Annotated in this window: 19 protein-coding genes and 1 tRNA gene; 12 read left to right on the top strand and 8 right to left on the bottom strand. The window is 72.3% G+C overall.

Translation table 11 applies throughout. The features are described 5' to 3' along the window. Positions 1-35: 35 nt before the first annotated feature. Together chpH and O1G22_RS33320 are read right to left on the bottom strand one after the other, a co-directional pair. Positions 36-269: a chaplin ChpH gene (chpH, locus tag O1G22_RS33325; protein ID WP_067050615.1), complete on the bottom strand. Its 234-nt coding sequence runs from the start codon at positions 267-269 to the stop codon at positions 36-38. Between the two features lie 148 nt (positions 270-417). Next, positions 418-1743 (bottom strand): M20/M25/M40 family metallo-hydrolase, encoded by a 1326-nt coding sequence (locus tag O1G22_RS33320; protein WP_270084704.1) that lies wholly within the window; start codon positions 1741-1743, stop codon positions 418-420. A 213-nt stretch (positions 1744-1956) separates the two neighbouring features. On the opposite strand from O1G22_RS33320, the gene O1G22_RS33315 reads away from it, so the two are divergent. From O1G22_RS33315 to polX, 4 genes are all read left to right on the top strand, one after another. Beyond that, positions 1957-2044: transfer RNA gene (locus tag O1G22_RS33315), tRNA-Leu, on the top strand. 251 nt (positions 2045-2295) lie between these two features. After that, the gene (locus O1G22_RS33310; protein WP_270084703.1) at positions 2296-6159 is read left to right on the top strand and encodes a Pls/PosA family non-ribosomal peptide synthetase; all 3864 of its coding nucleotides are present in this window, start codon (positions 2296-2298) and stop codon (positions 6157-6159) included. 191 nt (positions 6160-6350) lie between these two features. Continuing rightward, positions 6351-7688, top strand: coding sequence for a M1 family metallopeptidase (locus O1G22_RS33305; RefSeq protein WP_270084702.1), 1338 nt, complete (start codon positions 6351-6353; stop codon positions 7686-7688). Between the two features lie 9 nt (positions 7689-7697). Next, a complete protein-coding gene (polX, locus tag O1G22_RS33300; RefSeq protein ID WP_270084701.1) occupies positions 7698-9428 on the top strand; it encodes a DNA polymerase/3'-5' exonuclease PolX in 1731 nt (576 codons plus the stop codon). Positions 9429-9434: 6 nt separating this feature from the next. On the opposite strand, the gene O1G22_RS33295 is transcribed toward polX, so the two are convergent. After that, complete coding sequence (locus O1G22_RS33295; RefSeq protein WP_270084700.1) at positions 9435-9749, bottom strand: dsRBD fold-containing protein; 315 nt, start codon at positions 9747-9749, stop codon at positions 9435-9437. Between the two features lie 94 nt (positions 9750-9843). On the opposite strand from O1G22_RS33295, the gene O1G22_RS33290 reads away from it, so the two are divergent. Further along, positions 9844-10218 carry a YchJ family protein gene (locus O1G22_RS33290; RefSeq protein WP_270084699.1) on the top strand — a complete coding sequence of 125 codons (375 nt, stop codon included), beginning with the start codon at positions 9844-9846 and terminating at the stop codon, positions 10216-10218. Between the two features lie 6 nt (positions 10219-10224). Here O1G22_RS33290 and O1G22_RS33285 read toward each other — a convergent pair whose 3' ends face one another. Further along, the gene (locus O1G22_RS33285) at positions 10225-10926 is read right to left on the bottom strand and encodes a FadR/GntR family transcriptional regulator (RefSeq protein WP_270084698.1); all 702 of its coding nucleotides are present in this window, start codon (positions 10924-10926) and stop codon (positions 10225-10227) included. A 140-nt stretch (positions 10927-11066) separates the two neighbouring features. Between O1G22_RS33285 and O1G22_RS33280 the strand changes: the two genes are divergently transcribed. The 4 genes from O1G22_RS33280 to O1G22_RS33265 all read left to right on the top strand — a co-directional run bounded on the left by O1G22_RS33280 (position 11067) and on the right by O1G22_RS33265 (position 14928). Next, positions 11067-11585, top strand: coding sequence for a gluconokinase (locus O1G22_RS33280; protein ID WP_225098323.1), 519 nt, complete (start codon positions 11067-11069; stop codon positions 11583-11585). A 103-nt stretch (positions 11586-11688) separates the two neighbouring features. Then, positions 11689-13086, top strand: coding sequence for a GntT/GntP/DsdX family permease (locus O1G22_RS33275; RefSeq protein WP_270084697.1), 1398 nt, complete (start codon positions 11689-11691; stop codon positions 13084-13086). Positions 13087-13099: 13 nt separating this feature from the next. Next, positions 13100-13864 (top strand): SDR family oxidoreductase, encoded by a 765-nt coding sequence (locus O1G22_RS33270; RefSeq protein ID WP_270084696.1) that lies wholly within the window; start codon positions 13100-13102, stop codon positions 13862-13864. A 38-nt stretch (positions 13865-13902) separates the two neighbouring features. Further along, on the top strand, positions 13903-14928 hold the full coding sequence (locus tag O1G22_RS33265; RefSeq protein WP_270084695.1) for an L-idonate 5-dehydrogenase: 1026 nt from the start codon (positions 13903-13905) through the stop codon (positions 14926-14928). Positions 14929-14947: 19 nt separating this feature from the next. Here the strand turns inward: O1G22_RS33265 and O1G22_RS33260 are convergent, their stop codons facing one another. The 4 genes from O1G22_RS33260 to O1G22_RS33245 all read right to left on the bottom strand — a co-directional run bounded on the left by O1G22_RS33260 (position 14948) and on the right by O1G22_RS33245 (position 17771). Continuing rightward, positions 14948-15118 (bottom strand): hypothetical protein, encoded by a 171-nt coding sequence (locus O1G22_RS33260; RefSeq protein WP_225098327.1) that lies wholly within the window; start codon positions 15116-15118, stop codon positions 14948-14950. Positions 15119-15309: 191 nt separating this feature from the next. Then, a complete protein-coding gene (locus tag O1G22_RS33255; protein ID WP_270084694.1) occupies positions 15310-15936 on the bottom strand; it encodes a cytochrome b/b6 domain-containing protein in 627 nt (208 codons plus the stop codon). Further along, positions 15920-16648 carry a molybdopterin-dependent oxidoreductase gene (locus O1G22_RS33250; protein WP_225098329.1) on the bottom strand — a complete coding sequence of 243 codons (729 nt, stop codon included), beginning with the start codon at positions 16646-16648 and terminating at the stop codon, positions 15920-15922. The genes O1G22_RS33255 and O1G22_RS33250 overlap by 17 nt, the downstream gene beginning before the upstream one ends. Before the next feature lie 118 nt (positions 16649-16766). Then, complete coding sequence (locus O1G22_RS33245; protein WP_333492402.1) at positions 16767-17771, bottom strand: hypothetical protein; 1005 nt, start codon at positions 17769-17771, stop codon at positions 16767-16769. 339 nt (positions 17772-18110) lie between these two features. On the opposite strand from O1G22_RS33245, the gene O1G22_RS33240 reads away from it, so the two are divergent. The 3 genes from O1G22_RS33240 (at position 18111) to O1G22_RS33230 (ending at position 20196) form a co-directional block, all read left to right on the top strand. After that, positions 18111-19007 (top strand): DMT family transporter, encoded by an 897-nt coding sequence (locus O1G22_RS33240; protein ID WP_270084692.1) that lies wholly within the window; start codon positions 18111-18113, stop codon positions 19005-19007. A 21-nt stretch (positions 19008-19028) separates the two neighbouring features. Further along, the gene (locus O1G22_RS33235) at positions 19029-19544 is read left to right on the top strand and encodes an NUDIX domain-containing protein (RefSeq protein WP_270084691.1); all 516 of its coding nucleotides are present in this window, start codon (positions 19029-19031) and stop codon (positions 19542-19544) included. A 352-nt stretch (positions 19545-19896) separates the two neighbouring features. Next, positions 19897-20196 (top strand): hypothetical protein, encoded by a 300-nt coding sequence (locus O1G22_RS33230; protein ID WP_270084690.1) that lies wholly within the window; start codon positions 19897-19899, stop codon positions 20194-20196. Positions 20197-20258: the final 62 nt, after the last annotated feature.

Raw genomic sequence — 20258 nt, 5'->3', positions numbered from 1 at the left:
CGGCTTGTCACACACGCCCCCTCAGGGAGCCTGCGTCACTTGTTGATGCAGGTGTTGCCGAAGGCGGGGTTCAGGAGCCCGATCACGTTGATCGTGTTGCCGCACACGTTCACCGGGACGTGGACGGGCACCTGGACGACGTTGCCGGAGATGACACCCGGGGAGTGCACGGCGGCACCCTGAGCACCGGAGTCGGCGACAGCCAGGCCCGCGCCCGCGAGAACCAGCCCACCGGTGGCAGCCGCAGCAGCGACGACCTTCTTGATCATTACTTCCTCCTCGTTGGCAATGCGATCCCAAGGTGCGGGGATCACGTCAGCTGTAACGAGGAGGGAGTAATGGAGCTACGAGCTTATGGTCCGATTCACTCTTCTCATTCGGTCTCGTACGCGCGCCCGATTACTCCAGGGCAAAGCCTCACGACGCGTCGATGAACCGGTCCAGCACCCGTACGCCGAACTGCAGGCCGTCGACCGGCACCCGCTCGTCCACGCCGTGGAACATGCCGGCGAAGTCCAGCTCCGGCGGCAGCTTCAGCGGGGCGAAGCCGAAGCCGCGAATACCGAGGTCGTCGAAGGATTTGGCGTCGGTGCCGCCGGAGAGCATGTAGGGGATGGCCTTGGCGGTGGGGTCCTCGGCGAGCAGCGCGGTCTGCATGGCCTCCACGAGCGCCCCGTCGAAGCCGGTCTCGACCGCCTTGTCCGCGTGGACGTCCTCGCGCCGGACGTTCGGGCCGAGCAGCCGGTCGAGGTCACCGAGGAACTCCTCCTCGTATCCCGGCAGGAACCGTCCGTCGATGTGCGCGGTGGCCTCGCCCGGGATGACGTTGACCTTGTAACCGGCGTTCAGCTGCGTGGGGTTGGCCGTGTTGCTCAGGGTCGCGCCGATCAGCTTGGCGATGCCGCCGAGCTTGGCGAGGGTGGCCTCCATGTTCTCCGGGTCCAGCTCGGTGCCGAGCGCGTCGCCCAGCTCGTCCAGGAAGGCCCGGGTGGTCTTGGTGACCCGCACGGGGAACGTGTGCCGGCCGACCCGGGCCACGGCCTCGGACAGCTCCGTGATGGCGTTGTCCCGGTGGATCATGGACCCGTGCCCGGCGGTGCCGGCCACGGTCAGCTTCATCCAGTGCATGCCCTTCTCGGCCGTCTGGATCAGATAGAGCCGGCGCTGCTCGTTCACGGTGAACGAGAAGCCGCCGACCTCGCTGATGGCCTCGGTGACGCCCTCGAACAGCTCGGGGTGGTGGTCGACGAGGTACCGGGCGCCGTACGTGCCGCCCGCCTCCTCGTCGGCGAGGAACGCGACCACGATGTCCCGCGGCGGCCGCCGTCCGCTCCTGAGCCGGTCCCGCACGACGGCGAGGGTCATCGCGTCCATGTCCTTCATGTCGACGGCCCCGCGCCCCCACACGCACCCGTCGGCGACCTCGCCGGAGAACGGGTCGTGGGTCCAGTCGACGCCGTTGGCCGGTACGACGTCCAGGTGGCCGTGGATCAGCAGCGCGGGCCGGGACGGGTTCTCGCCCTCGATGCGGGCCACCGTCGAGGCGCGGCCCGGGTGCGACTCGTAGATCTTCGGCTCCAGCCCGACCTCGGCGAGCTTCCCGGCGACCCACTCGGCGGCCTGGCGCTCGCCGGGGCCGGAGTGGTCGCCGTAGTTGCTGGTGTCGAACCGGATCAGCTCGCGGCAGAGGTCCACGACCTCGTCCTCGCCGGTGACGCTCCTGGCCGTGTCCGTCTCGCTCACGTGCTTCCTCCCGCTGTCACTGCTGGTGGTTGCCCTCATCCTCTCTCCGCCCCCACCCGCGGCCCAAGACCGGTCCCGGCCCGTCACACGCCGTTCACGCGCGACCGGCCCGGGGCCGGGGGTGATCAGCCACCCCCGAAAGCCTGGTAATGTTTCCTTCGTCGCCGCGAGGGAAGCCCGCCGCAAGGGAATCCTCCGCACGACAGACACCTTGTCCGGGTGGCGGAATGGCAGACGCGCTAGCTTGAGGTGCTAGTGCCCTTTATCGGGCGTGGGGGTTCAAGTCCCCCCTCGGACACCACTGAGGGCCCCTGCTCGGCAGGGGCCCTCTTGCGTGTGCCTCGAGCGCACCAACTGCCCCTGAATGTCCGCTCCTTGGCTTCTGTGTGGGGCATGTCTCGTCCGGCTCGAAGATCGGCAGGTCAGCGACCTCGGTCCGGTCCCCGGCACCTGCCCGGACAGCCCTCCCGAGTGGCCGGACAAAGGGCCGGCACCTAGCGTCGTACTAAAATTTCCGGCTTGTGACTTCAGCCGGACCGACGTGAGGACCCGATGGCAGCCATAGACGAGAGCAGCGCTCTCGGCCTGCTCGACGAAGAGATCCGCACGCAGTTCGGCGACCGGGCCCGTTTCTCCGCGCGTCCCGCCGCCTCCCCGCGCACCCTGGTCGACGTCTTCGAGGCGACCGTACGGTCCCATCCGGACGAGCCCGCCCTGGACGACGGCACGGTCTGTCTCACCTATCGTGCGCTGGCCGCCGAGGTGGAGCGGCTACGGCGCAGGCTGGCCGGTGCCGGGGTCGGGCTCGGGGACCGGGTCGGGGTGCGGGTGCCGTCGGGGACCAATGAGCTGTACGTCGCGATTCTCGCCGTCCTCGCCGCCGGTGCCGCCTACGTCCCCGTCGACGCCGAGGACCCGGACGAGCGGGCCGAGCTGGTGTTCGGGGAGGCGGACGTGCGGGCCGTCGTCGGGGCCGGGCACGCCATCAGTGTGCAGGGCACGGCCGCCGGCTCCCCCGCCGCGCGGCCCGGTGCCGAGCACGACGCGTGGATCATCTTCACCTCCGGGTCCACGGGCAGGCCCAAGGGCGTCGCCGTCACCCATCGCAGCGCCGCCGCCTTCGTGGACGCGGAGGCCGCGCTGTTCCTCACGGAGGAGCCGATCGGGCCCGGTGACCGGGTCATGGCCGGGCTGTCGGTCGCCTTCGACGCGTCCTGCGAGGAGATGTGGCTGGCCTGGCGGTACGGCGCCTGCCTGGTGCCGGTGCCCCGGTCGCAGGTCCGCAGCGGTGCCGATCTCGGGCCCTGGCTGGTCGAGCAGGAGATCACGGTCGTGTCCACCGTGCCGACGCTGGCCGCGCTGTGGGAGCCCGAGGCGCTGAGCGACGTACGGCTGCTGATCTTCGGCGGTGAGGCCTGTCCGCCCGAGCTGGCGCAGCGGCTGGTCACCGAGGGGCGCGAGGTGTGGAACACCTACGGGCCGACCGAGGCGACGGTCGTGGCCTGCGCCGCCCTGCTCACCGGCACGGAGCCCATCCGGATCGGGCTGCCGCTGAACGGCTGGGAGCTCGCCGTCGTCGACGAGCGCGGGGAGCCCGTGGCCATGGGCGGCAGCGGGCAGCTCGTGATCGGCGGGGTCGGGCTCGCACGGTATCTCGACGCCGAGAAGGACGCGGAGAAGTACGCGCCGCTGGACTCCCTCGGGTGGGAGCGGGCGTACCGCAGCGGTGACCTCGTCAAGGCCGAACCCGAGGGGCTGGTCTTCCTCGGACGGGCCGACGAGCAGATCAAGCTCGGCGGGCGGCGGATCGAGCTGGGTGAGGTGGATGCCGCGCTGCAGGCCCTGCCCGGCGTCGCGGGGGCCGCCGCCGCCGTGCGCACCGCCCGCAGCGGAAACCAGCTGCTCGTCGGCTATGTCGTCACCCAGGACGGCTGGGACCACGCGGCCGCGGTCGAGAAGCTGCGGGCCGAGCTGCCCGCCGCGCTGGTGCCGCTGCTCGCGCCCGTCGCCGAGCTGCCGACCCGGACGTCCGGGAAGGTGGACCGGAACGCCCTGCCCTGGCCGCTGGAGGGCGTCGAGACGCCGAAGGCCGAGCTGTACGGCACCGAGGCCTGGCTCGCCGAGCAGTGGGCGGAGGTCCTCGGCATCCCGGTGAGCGGCGCCGGCGACGACTTCTTCGCGATCGGCGGCGGGAGCCTGGCCGCCGCCCAGCTCACGACCCGGCTGCGCACCCGATACCCGAGCGCCGCCGTCCTCGACATCTACCAGCAGCCCACCCTGCGCAAGCTGGCCCGGCGGCTGGAGGAGTCGGCGCAGGACGACGGCGGCACGCGTACCGTCGCGCCGGTGCCGGTCCGCGCCCAGGCCGTCCAGCTCCTGCTGCTCCTTCCCCTGTTCACCCTGCTCGGGCTGCGCTGGACGCTGGTCCTGGCCGCCGCCGGGAATCTGCTGCCCGGGTTCTCCTGGCTGCCGACCGCCCCGTGGTGGCTGCTCGCGGCCGGCGCGCTGGTGTTCTTCAGCCCGCCCGGCCGGATCGCGCTCGCGGCGGGCGGGGCACGGCTGCTGCTGCGGGGGCTCGAAGCGGGGCGGTATCCGCGCGGCGGCAGTGTGCACCTGCGGCTGTGGACGGCCGAGCGGCTGGCCGAGTTCAGCGGGGCCACCACCCTGACCGGTTCCTGGCTGGAGCGGTACGCGCGGGCGCTGGGCGCGAAGGTCGGGTCCGAGGTGGACCTGCACTCGCTGCCGCCGGTGACCGGCATGCTCAAGCTGGGCCGGGGCGCGGCCGTGGAGTCCGAGGTCGACCTGTCCGGGTACTGGCTGGACGGCGACCGGCTGGAGATCGGCCCGGTCAAGGTCGGCGCGCACGCCACCGTCGGCACCCGCAGCATGCTCTTCCCGGGCGCCCGGGTCGGCAAGCGGGCCGAGGTGGCCCCCGGGTCGGCGGTCACCGGGCAGATCCCGACCGGTCAGCGGTGGGCGGGCGCGCCCGCGGTCAAGCTCGGCAAGGCCAAGCGGAACTGGCCGAAGGAACGCCCGCAGCGGGGCCGGTACTGGCGGGTCATGTACGGCCTCACCGGTCTCGCGCTGAGCGCCCTGCCGCTGGTCGCGGGTGTGGCCGCGCTGCTGGTCGCCCTGCTGTTCGTGACGCCGGGCGACTCCGCCGGCGAGGTCCTGCGCGGGGCCGCGCTCGGGCTGGTGCCGGCCACGCTGGCGTACGGGCTGGCGTACGCGCTGCTGATCCTGGTCGCCGTGCGGGGCTTGAGCGTGGGGCTGCGCGAGGGCACGCATCCGACGCACAGCCGGGTCGGCTGGCAGGCGTGGACGGTGACGCAGCTGATGGACCGCTCGCGCGAGACGCTGTTCCCGCTGTACGCCGGGCTGGTCACGCCGGTGTGGCTGCGGCTGCTGGGGATGCGGATCGGGCGGGGCGCCGAGGTGTCGACCGTGCTCGCGCTGCCGAGCCTGACCACGGTCGGCGACGGGGCGTTCCTGGCGGACGACACGCTGACGGCGCCGTACGAGCTGGGCGGCGGCTGGGTGCGGATCGGGCGGGCGCAGATCGGGCGGCGGGCCTTCCTCGGGAACTCCGGGATGACCGCGCCGGGGCGCAGCGTGCCGGACGGGGGCCTGGTCGGGGTGCTGTCGGCAGCGCCGAAGAAAGCGAAGAAGGGCACCTCGTATCTGGGGCTGCCGCCGGTGAAGCTGCCGCGCAGTGCCACGGGCGGGGACCAGAGCCGTACGTTCGACCCGCCGGCCCGGCTGCTGTGGGCGCGCGGGCTGGTGGAGCTGTGCCGGATCGTGCCCGTGCTGTGCTCGGCGGCGCTGGCCGTGGCGACGGTGGCGGTGCTGTGTGCGCTGGGGGCGTGGGCGCCGCTGCTGTCGGGGCTGGTGCTGTTCGCGGCCGGTGCCACGGCGGCCGAGGTCTCGATCGTCGCCAAGTGGGCGCTCGTGGGGCGGCACCGGGCCGGTGAGCATCCGCTGTGGAGCGGCTTCGTGTGGCGCAACGAGCTGGCGGACACGTTCGTCGAGGTGCTGGCGGTGCCGTGGCTGGCCGGATCCGTGCCGGGAACGCCGGTGATGACGGCGTGGCTGCGCGCGCTCGGCGCGCGCATCGGGCGGGGCGTGTGGGTGGAGAGCTACTGGCTGCCGGAGACGGACCTGGTGACCCTGGAGGACGCCGCCACCGTCAACCGCGGCTGTGTGCTGCAGACCCACCTCTTCCACGACCGGATCTTGCGGACGGATACTGTGGTCCTCCGTGAGGGCGCCACCCTGGGCCCTGGCGGGATCGTGCTGCCCGGCAGCACGGTCGGGGCCCGTACGACCCTGGGTCCCGCGTCGCTCGTCATGGCCGCGGAGTCCGTCCCGGACGACACCCGCTGGCTCGGCAACCCGATCGAGGCGTGGCGCCCGTGAGCGCAGGCCTCTCGGCGTCCCCCCCTACCGAAGGGGCGCGCCGGGGTCGGGAGGGCGAGCACGCGGAGGCCCGAAGGGTTGAGCACGATCGCCCTCCCGGCGCCGGCTGTTGCGGCCCGGAGGCGAATGATGTGACGAGCGGTGCACCGGCGGAGCGGAGTCGTGGCACAGCGCAGGGAGCGGACACAGCAGTGGCAGTTCAGCAGTCGGCCGGCCCGGACCCGTACTTCCCGGACCACGGTGACCCGCAGTACCGGGTGCATCGCTACGAGCTCGCGCTGGACTACCGGCCCGGCCCCAACCGGCTGTCCGGCACCGCCCGGATCAACGCCATCGCCGGCCGGGCGCCGCTCACGGAGTTCCAGCTCAACCTGGCCGACTTCAGGATCGGCCGGCTCCGGGTGGACGGCCGGCAGCCGCACTACACGCACCGGGGCGGCAGGCTGCGGGTGAAGCCGGCCAAGCCGCTGCGGGCCGGAGCGGCCTTCACCGTCGAGGTGCACTGGTCCGGCAATCCGAAGCCGGTGAACAGCCCCTGGGGCGGGCTCGGCTGGGAGGAGCTGGCGGACGGGGCGCTGGTGGCGAGCCAGCCGGTCGGGGCGCCGTCCTGGTACCCGTGCAACGACCGGCCGGCCGACAAGGCGTCGTATCTGATCTCGGTCACCACGCCGTCGGCGTACGCGGTGGTCTCGGGCGGGCGGCTGCTGACCCGGACGACGAAGGCGTCCACGACCACCTGGGTGTACGAGCAGTCCGCGCCCACCTCCAGCTATCTCGTCGGGCTCGCGATCGGCAGGTTCCAGACGGTGCTGCTGGGTGATCCGGGGCCGGGCGGGGTGCCGCAGCACGGGCACATCCCGGCGCATCTGCTCCCGCAGTTCTCCCGGGACTTCGCGCGGCAGCCCGCGATGATGGAGCTGTTCCAGGAGCTGTTCGGGCCGTACCCGTTCGAGGAGTACGCGGTCGCGGTGACCGAGGAGGAGCTCGATGTGCCGGTCGAGGCACAGGGGTTGTCGTTGTTCGGCGCCAACCACGTGGACGGCGCCCGGGGTTCGGAGCGGCTGGTGGCGCACGAGCTGGCGCACCAGTGGTTCGGCAACTGTGTGTCCATCGCCGACTGGCGGCACATCTGGCTGAACGAGGGCTTCGCCAAGTACGCGGAGTGGCTGTGGTCCGAGCGTTCGGGCGGCCGTAGCGCCCAGCAACTGGCCGCCGCCGCACACCGGTTGCTCTCGACGCTGCCGCAGGATCTGCGGCTGGCCGATCCGGGCCGCCGGCAGATGTTCGACGACCGGCTCTACGAGCGGGGCGGTCTGACCCTGCACGCGGTGCGCTGCGCGCTGGGCGACGACGCGTTCTTCCGTATGCTGCGTGGCTGGGTGCGGCTGCACCGGAACGGGTCGGTGACCACGACGGCGTTCACCGAGCACGTGGCCCGGTTCGCGGACGAGCCGGTGGACGGGCTGTTCCAGGCGTGGGTGCACGGGGCGAAGCTGCCGCCGCTGCCGGTCCTCCAGGACGTTCCTTAGACTTGAAGGGTGGCCCGGCCCAACGAGGAGGTCGAGGCGCTCCTGCGGGAGTACGCGGACCTCATCGCGATCACGGGAGGCGACGCCTTCAAGGCGCGCGCCTACGAGAAGGCCGCGCGTGCCATCGGCGGGTTCCCGGCGGACGTCTCGAAGCTGGACGAGGACGGACTCAGGGAGATCCCGAACGTGGGCCGGTCGATCGCCGACAAGGTGATCGAGTACCTGCGCACGGGGAAGATGGCGGTGGTCGAGGAGCGGCGGGCGAAGATCCCCGCCGGGGTCCGGGAGCTGATCGCGATCCCCGGTCTGGGTCCGAAGAAGGCCCTGCGGCTCTACGAGGACCTGCACATCGCGTCGGTGAGCGAGCTGGCCTCGGCGATCGAGGCGGACGCCCTGGCCGATCTGCGGGGCTTCGGCGAGAAGACGCAGGAGAACATCCGGCACGGCATCGAGCTGCTCCAGCAGGCGGGGGCCCGGGTGCCGCTGTCGCTGGCTCTGGAGACGGCCGAGGAGATCGTCGCCGAGCTGTCCGAGGTGACCGGATGCAAGCGCTGCGCGTACGCCGGTTCGCTGCGCCGGATGCGCGAGACCGTGGGTGACCTGGACGTCCTGGTCGCGGCGCAGCGGTCGGAGCCGTTCATGGCGGCGCTGTGCGAGCTGCCGGGCACGGCCGAGGTGATCGCGCGGGGCTCGAAGAAGACGTCGGTGCGCACCGGCAAGGGGCTCCAGGTGGACCTGCGGGTGGTGCCGCCGGAGTCGTGGGGCGCCGCGATGCAGTACTTCACCGGTTCCAAGGCGCACAACATCCGCACCCGGACCATCGCCGTGCACCAGGGGCTGAAGCTGTCCGAGTACGGCCTGTTCGACGCCGAGAGCGGGGACTCGCTGGCCTCCCGCACCGAGGAGGAGGTGTACGCCCGGCTCGGGCTGGCGTGGATTCCGCCGACGCTGCGGGAGGACCGGGGTGAGATCGAGGCGGCCCTGCACGGCGAGCTGCCGGAGGTGGTGACCGAGAAGGACATACGGGGCGATCTGCACACCCACACCGACCTCACCGACGGCCTGGCCCCGCTGGAGGAGATGGTCGCGGCGGCCGCCGAGCGCGGTCACCGGTACTACGCGGTGACGGACCACGCGCCCAACCTGTACATGCAGCGCATGACCGACGCGAAGATCCTCGCCCAGCGGGAGCGGGTGCGGGAGCTGGACGGCGCCCACCACCGGATGCGGCTGCTGCACGGCACGGAGCTCAACATCGGCCCGGACGGCGCGGTGGACTGGCCGGACGACTTCCTGGCGGGCTTCGACCTGTGCGTGGCCTCGCTGCACTCGCACTTCGACCTGGGGCGGGCGGCGATGACCAAGCGGCTGGTGCGGGCCTGCGAGAACCCGTACGTGAACATCATCGGGCACCCCACGACCCGGCTGATCGGCAAGCGGCCGGGCGTCGACGCCGACTGGGACGAGGTGTTCGCGGCCTGCGCCCGCACGGGTACCGCGCTGGAGGTCAACGCCCAGCCGGACCGGCTGGACCTGTGCGACGAGGACATCCTGCGCGCCAGGGAGCACGGGGTGCGGTTCGCCGTGAACTCCGACGCCCACGCCGTCCCGCATCTCGCCCAGCTGCGCTACGGCGTCGGCACCGCGCAGCGCGGCTGGCTCACCCCGGAGGACGTGATCAACACGTGGCCGCTGACCCGGCTGCGCACGTTCCTGCGCAAGGGCCGCAAGGGGCGGTGAGGGTCCTCACTCCCGGTCCGTCCACAGCGGTGACAGGTCCTCCTCCGCCTCGTCCGCCCCCACCGCCTTGATGTCACCGTCGGCGGCGCGGAGCAGCATGCGGCCCATGGCGATCAGCGCCCGCCCGGCCGCGAGTTCGTCGCCGATCTCCGGTACGTCGGGGTCGTACGGGTTCCGGCGTGCCTCCGCGCAGCTCTCCAGGACGTTGTCGCCGGTGTCCAGCACGATCCGGGCGGTGGTGTCCGGGTCGTGCTCGGAGAGGTACAGGTTCAGCCGCCACTCCTTGACGGCCGGAAGACGGCTGCGCATGGGATCGGTCATCGTCCGTCTCGCCTCCCTGAACTGCTGCACTGCCCTTCCACTGTGCACCCGGCCCGAGTCGGACGCCTCCCCCGGCCCGGGCAGAATGTGCCCCATGACCTCGCGTACCTGCCCCTGCGGCCTCCCCCAGTCCTACGACGCCTGCTGCGGCCGCTTCCACCGGGGGACCGCCGCCGCACCGAGCGCCGAGTCGCTGATGCGCTCGCGGTACAGCGCGTTCGTCGAGGGGGACGCGGGGTATCTGCTGCGCACCTGGCATCCGCGGACGCGGCCGGAGCGGCTGGAGCTCGATCCGCGGATGAGGTGGACGGGGCTGGAGATCCTGGACCGCACCGACGGGTCCGCCTTCCACTCGACCGGCACCGTGACGTTCCGCGCCTCCTACCGGGGCGGTTCGCTGCACGAGCGCAGCCGGTTCGAGCGGGTCGACTGGGCGTGGGTCTACGTGGACGGGGACATTCTGGACTGACCCTGACTAGGGCGCCAGGATGTCCAGTTCGTGGAGGGCGCCCACGGTGATCTGCCGGGTCAGTTCCTCGGCGCGGACCGCGTCGGCCTCGCGGACCGCCTCCGCGACCTGGACGTGCAGGGTGACCGCCGCCGGGTCGGGGTCCTCGAACATGACCTCGTGATGGGTGCGCCCGGCCAGCACCTCCGCGACGACATCGCCGAGGCGGGCGAACATCTCGTTGCCGGACGCGATGAGGATGACGCGGTGGAAGGCCACGTCGTGGATCAGGTACTCCTCCAACTTGTGGCCGCGTGAGTTGGCCACCATGCCGAGCGCGCACTGGGTGAGTTCGGCGCACTGCTCGGCCGTCGCGTTGCGCGCGGCGAGGCCCGCGGCGACCGGCTCGATCGCGGAGCGCAGCACGGTCAGCGAGCGCAGCTGGTGCGGGCGGTCGGCGCCGGCCAGGCGCCAGCGGATGACCTGCGGGTCGTAGACGTTCCACTCGCACTTCGGGCGGACGGTCACGCCCACCCGGCGGCGGGACTCGACCAGGTGCATGGATTCGAGCACGCGGACCGCCTCACGCATCACGGAGCGTGAGACCTCGAAGTGCTGGGCGAGCTCGTCCGTACGCAGCACGCTGCCCGGCGGGTACTCGCCCGCGGTGATGGCGGGGCCGAGGGTGTCCAGTACATGGCCGTGCAGCCCCCGGCCCGGTGTGGTCATGCACTCAGCGTACGACTTGGATCACCGGCGCAAAAAGTCAGACTTATATGTCACAGACTCTTGAATTCGTCGTACCTAATGGGTTTCAGTGTGGCGACGCCGATGTGGCGTCGGATGTCGAGGAAGACAGCGAGGCAGTAATGCGTACCCCCCAGGTCGTCGTCGTGATGGGCGTCGCGGGGACGGGCAAGACCACGATCGGTCCCTTGCTCGCCGCGCGGCTGGGCGTCCCGTACGCCGAGGGCGACGACTTCCATCCGCCGGCCAACATCGCCAAGATGTCGGCCGGGACCCCGCTGGACGACGCCGACCGGTGGCCGTGGCTGGACGCCATCGGGCACTGGGCGCACGGGCGGGCCGGGCTGGGCGGGGTGGTCAGCAGCTCGGCGCTGAAGCGGTCGTACCGCGATCGGCTCAGGGCCGCCGCTCCCGGGATCGTGTTCGTGCACCTCACGGGCGACCGGAAGCTGATCGAGGACCGGATGGGTCACCGGCAGGGGCATTTCATGCCGACCGCGCTGCTGGACTCCCAGTTCGCCACGCTGCAGCCGCTGGAGCCGGACGAGGCGGGAGTCGCCGTCGACGTCAGCGGCAGCCCGGAGGAGATCACCGAGCGCGCCGTACAGGCGCTGACCGCGCTTCCGACGGCATCCGCGTGACAGCCGCATCCGCGTTATCCCCCTTGTCCGCGGACACCCCCGAAGCAGTCCCCCTTGTCCGCGGACACCCCCGAAAAATCCCCATAACCGCAAGGGAACCCCCGTGACCAGACTCAGTGTCGAGATGCTGGCAGCGGACGCGCCTCCGCCGATCACCTCCGCCGGACACGCCCAGCTGGGCATCGCCGTCCTGGTGGGCATCGCGGTGATCGTCCTGCTCATCACCAAGTTCAAGCTCCATGCCTTCCTGGCGCTGACCATCGGGTCACTGGCGCTCGGAGCGGCCGCCGGGGCACCGCTCGACAAGGCCATCACCAGCTTCACCACCGGGCTCGGTGCCACGGTGGCCGGCGTGGGCGTCCTGATCGCGCTCGGGGCGATCCTGGGCAAGCTGCTCGCCGACTCCGGCGGCGCCGACCAGATCGTCGACACGATCCTCGCCAAGGCGGGAGGCCGGGCGATGCCGTGGGCGATGGTGCTCATCGCCTCCGTGATCGGCCTGCCGCTGTTCTTCGAGGTCGGCATCGTGCTGCTGATCCCGGTCGTGCTCATGGTCGCCAAGCGCGGCAACTACTCCCTGATGCGCATCGGCATCCCGGCCCTCGCGGGTCTGTCCGTGATGCACGGCCTGATCCCGCCGCACCCCGGCCCGCTGGTCGCGATCGACGCGGTCAAGGCCAACCTGGGTGTGACCCTGGCGCTCGGCATCCTGGTCGCCATACCGACCGTGATCATCGCCGGTCCGCTGTTCTCGAAGGTCGCCGCCCGCTGGGTGGACGTCCAGGCGCCCGAGCGGATGCTGCCGCAGCGCGCCTCGGACGAGCTGGAGCGCCGCCCCGGCTTCGGCGCGACGCTCGCCACCGTGCTGCTGCCCGTGGTGCTGATGCTGGCCAAGGCGCTGGTGGACATCGTCGTGGACAACCCGGCGAACCACACCCAGCGGGTCTTCGACGTCATCGGCTCCCCGCTGATCGCGCTGCTCGCCGCTGTCATCGTCGGCTTCTTCACGCTCGGCCGGGCCGCCGGGTTCACCAAGGAGCGGCTCCAGCAGACGGTCGACAAGGGCCTGATGCCGATCGCCGGCATCCTGCTGATCGTCGGCGCGGGCGGCGGCTTCAAGCAGACGCTGATCGACTCCGGCGTGGGCAAGATGATCCTGGACATCTCCAAGAACTGGTCGATCCCGGCGCTGCTGCTGGCCTGGCTGATCGCGGTCGTGATCCGGCTGGCCACGGGCTCGGCGACGGTGGCGACGGTCTCGGCGGCCGGCCTGGTCGCACCGCTCGCGGCCGACATGTCGACCACCCACGCCGCCCTGCTGGTCCTCGCCATCGGCGCCGGCTCGCTCTTCTTCAGCCATGTCAACGACGCCGGCTTCTGGCTGGTGAAGGAGTACTTCGGGCTGAGCGTCGGGCAGACCGTCAAGACCTGGTCGGTGATGGAGACGATCATCTCGGTGGTCGCCGGCGGTCTGGTCCTGCTGCTGTCCCTGGTCATCTAGGAGGGGTACGACGATGACGGCTCACCCGCTCTTCGACATCAGCGGCCGCACAGCCCTGGTCACCGGCTCCAGCCGGGGCATCGGACTCGCGCTGGCCCGCGGTCTGGCCGAGGCCGGCTGCACGGTGGTCCTCAACGGACGGGACGGCGACCGGCTGGCCGAGGCGGCGGCCGAGCTGCCCGGGGACCGGATCCACACGGCGGTGTTCGACGTGACCGACGGCGCCTCGGTGGCCGCCGGGATCGCGGACGTCGAGGAGCGGGTGGGCCCGCTGGACATCCTGGTGAACAACGCGGGCATGCAACTGCGCGCCCCGCTGCTGGAGTTCACCGACGCCGACTGGCACCGGATCCTGGACACCAACCTCACCAGCGCCTTCCTGGTCGGCCGGGAGGCGGCCCGCCGGATGACCGAGCGGGGCCACGGCAAGATCGTCAACATCTGCTCGCTGCAGAGCGAGGTCGTCCGGCCCGGCATCGCGCCCTACGCCGCCACCAAGGGCGCCCTGAAGATGCTCACCAAGGGCATGTGCGCGGACTGGGGGCCGTACGGCGTCCAGGTCAACGGGCTCGGGCCCGGCTACATCGAGACCGAGCTGACCCGGCCCCTGGTCGAGGACGGGGAGTTCAGCGCCTGGGTGCGCCGGCGCACTCCGGCCGGCCGCTGGGGCCGTACCGAGGACCTGGTCGGCGGTGTGCTCTTCCTGGCCTCGCCGGCCGCCGACTTCGTGAGCGGTCAGATCCTGTACGTCGACGGCGGCATGACGAGCGTCCTGTGACATCCGATCCGACATCTCATCTGAAAGGGGCTGCGGGAATGCTGGGTTGTGTGATCCACGGCGCGGGCGATCTGCGGGTCGCGGAGCTGCCGGTGCCCGAACCCGGGCCCGGCCAGGCCCTGGTCGCCGTCCGCTACGGCGGGGTGTGCGGCTCGGATCTGCACTACTGGCGGCACGGCGGGGTCGGCGACTTCCGGCTCCGCGAGCCGATGCTGCTCGGGCACGAGGTGGTGGGCACGGTGGTGTCCTACGGCGCCGGGGCCACGGGTCCCGCGCCGGGTACGGCGGTCGCCGTGCACCCCGCCACCCCGTGCGGGCGATGCCCGGAGTGCGCCGACGGGCGCGCCAACGTCTGCCGGGACACCCGGTATCTGGGCAGCGCGGCCCGCTTTCCGCACGTGCAGGGCGGGTTCGCGGACCGAGTGGCCGTGCCAGCCGGGCAGTTGAGGGCGCTGCCGGACGGCCTCGGGCTGCGCCGTGCCGCGCTCGCCGAGCCGCTGTCGGTGGCGCTGCACGCGGTGCGGCGGGCCGGGGACGTCTCCGGCCGGCATGTGCTGGTGACCGGGGCCGGGCCGATCGGGTGCCTGGTGGTCGCGGCGGCGAAGGCGGCCGGCGCGGCTCGGGTCACGGTGAGCGATCTCGTGCCCCGGGCACGGGAGTTCGCGGCCGCCGCCGGGGCCGACACCCTCGTCCGGGCCGACGATCCGGCGGACGCCGGGTGGCCCGAGGAGGTGGACGTGGCCGTCGAGGCGTCGGGGGTCGCGGCCGGGCTCGACACGTGTCTGCGGCTGGTACGGCGCGGGGGCGTGGTCGTCCAGCTCGGCATGCTGCCGCCGGGACAGAGCCCGTTCGCCGGGAACCTGCTGGTCAGCCGGGAGATCGAGCTGCGGGGCGCGTTCCGCTTCGGCGCCGAGTTCGACGACGCCCTCCATCTGCTCGCTGCGCGGCCGCAGTTCGACGAGCTGATCAGTGCCGTGGTGCCGGTGCACTCGGCCGAGCACGCCTTCGCGCTGGCCGCCGACCGGAGCCGGTCCTGCAAGGTGCTGCTGGACTTCGCCGGCTGAACGGGGGCCGCCGGCGGGCCTAGTGGACGATGCGTGCCACGGCCCCGTCCTCGGGCTTCCCGTACGTCGCGATCAGCTGCGCGTCGGTCATGCGGTCGACTTCCTCGCTCCGCTCGACGGGAAAGATCACGTGGGTGTCCTGGTCCGTCCAGTACTCGACGACGCGGTGCGTGGCGGTGGCTCGGCTCATCCTGTGCTCCTCGTGGTGCGTGCGGTTCAGGGTGCGTCTGCGCACGTCCGAGGGTCAACAGGAATCGGGGCTTCCATTTTTGCCGGCACCGGCGTAGGTTCCGCATACCCCGCGACGGCGCCCTTCGAGGCGTCGGCCCGCCGGTCCCGGGACGGCGGGCCACGCGGGGGCCAACTCCATCGGGGCATCGCTCAGGGGCGCCACAACGGGTGTTCCCGCTTCGCCCACTCCCTGCTGACCGTCCCCGTGCGCAGCCCCCTGCGCGCCTCCGGGTCGCCCAGGGCCATGCCGATGTGTCCCGCGAGGACCACGCCGATCGTCAGGGCCAGCCAGTCGTGGACGAAGGTCGCCGAGGTGCGCCACATCAGCGGGGCGAGATGGGTGAACCACATCAGCAGGCCGGTGCCGAGCATGACCAGCGTGGCACCGGCGATCCAGGCGGCGTAGATCTTCTGGCCGGCGTTGAACTTGCCCGCCGGACGGGAGCTGTGGCGCTTGTCACGGACCAGCGCGGCACGCAGCCAGACCTTGTCGTGCGGGCCGAAGCGGTTGAGGAAGCGCAGGTCCGCGCGGAAGCCACGGGAGGCGAGGCCCAGCAGGACCGGCACCGGCAGGGCGAGGCCCGCGCACTCGTGGATGCGGACGACCAGTTCGCGGCGGCCGACCATGATCGCCAGCTGCGGGATGTAGAGGATCGCCGCCGTCACCACGCACACGCCCATCAGCAGGGCCGTCGTACGGTGCACCCACCGCTGGGTCCGTCCGAAGCGGCGGATCCGGGCGCTCGGCGGGGCCGGGGTGTCAGCTCGTAGGGACATCGGTCCGTCCGTTCGACTTGCCGACCCAGGCGTCGACGTCGTAGCCGAGGTGCTCCCAGTAGCCGGGCTCGACCCGGTCGGTGACCGTGATCCCGGAGAGCCACTTGGCGGACTTGTAGAAGTACATGGGGGCGACGTAGAGGCGGACCGGGCCGCCGTGGTCGTGGCCGATGTCCTTGTCCTGCATGCGCAGCGCGACCAGGATGTCCGGGCGGCGGGCCTGGTCGAGGGTGAGGCTCTCGGTGTAGGTGCCGTCGAAGCAGGTGAAGCGGATCGCCTTCGCCGTGCCGTGGACCCCCGCCGCGTCCAGCAGGCGGGAGAGGCGGACGCCCTCGAAGGGGGTGCCGGGCACCCGCCAGCCGGTGACGCACTGGACGTCCTTGACCAGCCGGGTCTGCGGCTGGGCGCGCAGGTCGTCCAGGGTGTAGGTGCGCGGGTGGTCGACCAGTCCGTCGATCCTCAGCCGGTAGTCGGCGGCGGTCTTGTGCGGCACCGACGCGGCGACGGAGTAGTAGCGGAAGCCGCCGCCGTTGGGCAGCAGACCGGTCAGGCCGGTGGGGTCCTTGCCGGCGACACTGCCGAGGAAGCCCTCCAGACCGCGTTGCAGCGTGGGCGCGGCGGCCACGCCGAGCGCGCCCAGGCCGAGCGTGCCGAGGAAGACGCGGCGGCCGATGGGCCGGCCGTCGGGCTCCTCGGATTGTTCAGAGTTCACGTATCCATTCGAGCACTCGGGGCTGTGCGGAGCCAGGGAACGGGGTCAGCGGTCAGACTTCCGTAATCACTTCTTACGTACGTCTCAGAGAGCCGTACGACTCGGCGGACCGCGCCGTTCAGCGGACCGTGCCGTTCAGCGCGCGGGCGCGGGCCTCGCGGAAGGAGGCGCGCGGGTCGCGGTGCGCGTAGGACCAGGGGGCCGGGGTGGCGTGCCGGCCGATGCGCTGGAACAGGGCCGCCGCCTCGGCCGGGCGGCCGGCGCAGGACAGCGCGAACGCCAGGTGGTTGAGGTCGATGTGGCGGCGGGGGTGCTCGTCGTGCTCCCACTCCAGCCACCAGTCGAAGCAGGCGCGCAGGATCCGGCGGGCCCGGGGGCCGGACCAGTGCCCGGAGGCGGCCGGGTCGGCGGGGGCCAGGCCGGTGGCGGCCAGCACCCGGTAGCGCTCGGCGTACGCGACAACCGGCAGCACGGCGAGCGGGGAGTCGGCGGGGGCCTCGGCGGCGGCCAGCTCGGCCACGTCGTACACCTCGTGCGCCTCGGCGCCCCGGCCGCCCGCGGGCCGTTCGGCGAGCCGGGCGAGCAGCAGATGGTGGGCGTGGTGGTGTTCGGGGTGGCGGCGGCGCAGCTCGGCGAAGGTACCGAGCAGCTCACGCTCCTGTCCGAGGGTCCGGGCCAGCTGGAGCAGGCCGAGCCAGGGGGTGGGGTCGGCGGGGGCGAGCGCGGCGGCCGCGGCACAGGCCTCGCGGGCCCGGTCGGGGTCCTCCTTGCCGCGCAGGGCACGGTCGACCAGGGCGAGGGCGGCCAGGGCGGCGGCGTCGGCGGAACCGGGCTCGGCGAGCTGCCAGTCCCGGGCCCAGGCGACGGCGTACGGCTCCCGGGCGAGCACGGTGAGGCGGTGTCCGCGGCGGTCCCAGTCGTCGCCGGTGTGCAGCAGCAGGGAACGGGCGGCCTGGCGCCTGCCCTGCGCCAACGCGGCGCGCGCGGTGCGCAGTTCGGCGTCGTCCAGGGCGTCGTCGAAGGCGCCGGAGTCGTCCGGGGCGGTGTCGTCCGGGGCGGTGTCGCCGGACTGGTCCGTGGGGGCCCGGCCCGCGCCGAGCAGGGGTGGGAGAGGTGGGGGCACCGCGGAACTTCCTGTATCTCGGGCTGCCATCGACCGATCACGCACAGCAAACCCCCAGCCAAGGTTTGCGTCAAGCGGAACGCGACCTGTTGACAGGTTCAACTTCCGGTTCTTAAGCGGAACTTGAGGGTCCCTGTGCAGGTGGGCCCGGCCGCGCGCGGGATTCCGGCCCGCAGCTGTGGCGTACGCCATGGCGCGAGAGGGCTCAGCCACGGAGCATGGCGAGCCGACTGCCCGCCGCTCCCCGATTGCGGGCACTTCCGGGTCGATACCGCCCCGGGGACGCTACAGTCGGCCATTACACGCCCGTGGTCCGGCCGGATGATCGAGGTACGCAGCGTGTCCGTTCTGGTTCTCCTGCTCGCCGTGAGTGCCGCCTGCTGTGTGGGTTTCGGGTTCGTGCTCCAGCAGGACGCGGCACAGAAGGCACCGCTGAGCGACTTCCTGTCCTTCCGGCTGCTGCTCGACCTGATGCGGGTGCCGAGCTGGCTGGGCGGGCTCGCCCTGATGGTGGCCGGCATGGTGCTGGGCGCGATCGCCCTCGGCAAGGGCGAGATCTCCCTGGTGGAACCGCTGCTCGCGACCAACCTGCTGTTCGCGCTCACCCTCTCCCGGTACCGGACCGGACAGCCACTGGGCCGCCAGGGCTGGGCGGGGCTGCTGCTGCTCGCGGGCGGGGTGAGCGCGTTCATCACGGCGGGCGAGCCACGGGCCGGCCACGCCGTCTCCGATCCGCTGCGGCACTGGCTGATCATCGGCGCGATGGTGGGCGTGGCCCTGGTGCTCACGATGTACGGCAAGCGCTCCCGGCTCAGCTGGGGACCGGTGCTGCTGGCCACCGCGGCCGGGCTGCTGTACGGCGTGCAGGACGCGCTGACCCGGGTGAGCGGCATCCGCTTCGCCGAGGGCGGCTTCGCCGAGCTGGTCACCGGCTGGCAGCCGTACGGGGTGCTGGTGTGCGGGGTCACCGGGCTGATCCTCGTGCAGAGCGCCTTCGAGACCGCCCCGCTGCGCATGTCGCTGCCCGCGCTGACCGCGGCCGAGCCGCTCGCCGGCATCCTGTGCGGGGTGGGTTTCCTCGGCGACCGGCTGCGCACCGACACCGGCGCGCTGGCCTGGGAGGCGGCGGGGCTCGCGGCCGTGGTGGGGGGCATCGTGCTGCTCGGGCTGCACCCGGCGATGCCGTGCGGCACGGCGGAGGCGGAACCCCCGGCCCGCGACCTCCAGCGCCGCTGAGTGTCCTGCTTGGATGGAGGCATGAACCCTGCTGAGGAGATCCTCGACATCGTCGACGAGCACGACCGGGTCGTCGGCCGGTCTCCGCGCGGCGAGGCGTACGCCCGGGGCCTGCGCCACCGCTGTGCGTTCATCGAGGTCCGGGACGCGTCCGGCCGGCTCTTCGTGCACCGCCGCACGGCCACCAAGCTGGTCTTCCCCTCGCTGTACGACATGTTCGTCGGCGGGGTCGTGGGGGCGGGCGAGTCCTACGACGAGGCGGCACTGCGGGAGGCCGAGGAGGAGCTGGGGGTGAGCGGGCTGCCGCGGCCGGAGTTCCTCTTCAAGTTCCTGTACGACGACGGGGCCGGGGCGAGCTGGTGGTCGGCGGTGTACCAGGTGCGCTGCGAGCTGCCGGTGCGGCCCCAGGTGGAGGAGGTCCAGTGGCACGGCTTCCTGCCCGAGGAGGAGGTCGAGCGGCGGCTCGCCGAGTGGGAGTGGGTGCCGGACGGGCGGGCGGCGTACGAGAGGCTGCGGGCGTTCCGTTCGGGCAGGTGAGATGCCGGCGGAGTCGGCGGCGTGACCGAATTCGTCGAGAACGTCCGGCTGTGGTTCGCACCGGAGCGGGTACGGGACGCGGGCGCCGCGACCGGGGGTCGCAGCCGGAGCGCACCCGGCCGGCCCGGTGTCGTACGACGCCGCCGGCCGCCGCACTCGCCGTCAGGACCGCCCTGCACGGCGGCGCCTCGGCCACCGGCCTCACCGACGGGCCCTGCGCGCTCCTCGCCATGCGACGGCGGCGGTGCTGTACGGTCGCCCACCCCGCGTCACGCGCGCCCGATTTGACGATATATGCACCGATCGCGCGTAGCCTGTGCGTCGTCAGAACCCCGATCCGAAGGTGAGCACCATGGCCACCCCTCACCAGGAACACACCGATCACGGCACCCACCGCCACGGTCCGGACTGCGGGCACACCGCCGTGCACCACGGCGACCACCTGGACTACGCGCACGACGGGCATCTGCACCGCGAGCACGCGGGCCACTGGGACGAGTGCGAGCCGGCCGGGCACGCCCCGCACAAGGACCATGAGCACGTGCACCACGACGAGTGCGGGCACGCACAGGTGCGGCACGGCGACCATGTCGACTATCTGCACGACGGACACCGGCACGCCGAGCACGGGGATCACTGGGACGACCACTGACCCCGTTCGGCCTATCGTGGCTCCGGTCACGTTTGGCCTCGTCTTCGGCCTGCGCACTGGAC

The sequence above is a fragment of the Streptomyces camelliae genome (assembly GCF_027625935.1).
Classification (GTDB): Bacteria; Actinomycetota; Actinomycetes; order Streptomycetales; family Streptomycetaceae; genus Streptomyces; species Streptomyces camelliae.
Note: the sequence above shows the minus strand (reverse complement) of the source record. Positions and strands in the feature narration are given on the sequence as shown.

Excerpts from the sequence above, each read along its gene's own strand:
- chpH (WP_067050615.1), bottom strand. The coding sequence starts at position 269 with ATGATCAAGAAGGTCGTCGCTGCTGCGGCTGCCACCGGTGGGCTGGTT.
- O1G22_RS33310 (WP_270084703.1), top strand. The coding sequence starts at position 2,296 with ATGGCAGCCATAGACGAGAGCAGCGCTCTCGGCCTGCTCGACGAAGAG.
- O1G22_RS33295 (WP_270084700.1), bottom strand. The coding sequence starts at position 9,749 with ATGACCGATCCCATGCGCAGCCGTCTTCCGGCCGTCAAGGAGTGGCGG.
- O1G22_RS33290 (WP_270084699.1), top strand. The coding sequence starts at position 9,844 with ATGACCTCGCGTACCTGCCCCTGCGGCCTCCCCCAGTCCTACGACGCC.
- O1G22_RS33285 (WP_270084698.1), bottom strand. The coding sequence starts at position 10,926 with ATGACCACACCGGGCCGGGGGCTGCACGGCCATGTACTGGACACCCTC.
- O1G22_RS33280 (WP_225098323.1), top strand. The coding sequence starts at position 11,067 with ATGCGTACCCCCCAGGTCGTCGTCGTGATGGGCGTCGCGGGGACGGGC.
- O1G22_RS33270 (WP_270084696.1), top strand. The coding sequence starts at position 13,100 with ATGACGGCTCACCCGCTCTTCGACATCAGCGGCCGCACAGCCCTGGTC.
- O1G22_RS33265 (WP_270084695.1), top strand. The coding sequence starts at position 13,903 with ATGCTGGGTTGTGTGATCCACGGCGCGGGCGATCTGCGGGTCGCGGAG.
- O1G22_RS33260 (WP_225098327.1), bottom strand. The coding sequence starts at position 15,118 with ATGAGCCGAGCCACCGCCACGCACCGCGTCGTCGAGTACTGGACGGAC.
- O1G22_RS33255 (WP_270084694.1), bottom strand. The coding sequence starts at position 15,936 with ATGTCCCTACGAGCTGACACCCCGGCCCCGCCGAGCGCCCGGATCCGC.
- O1G22_RS33235 (WP_270084691.1), top strand. The coding sequence starts at position 19,029 with ATGAACCCTGCTGAGGAGATCCTCGACATCGTCGACGAGCACGACCGG.
- O1G22_RS33230 (WP_270084690.1), top strand. The coding sequence starts at position 19,897 with ATGGCCACCCCTCACCAGGAACACACCGATCACGGCACCCACCGCCAC.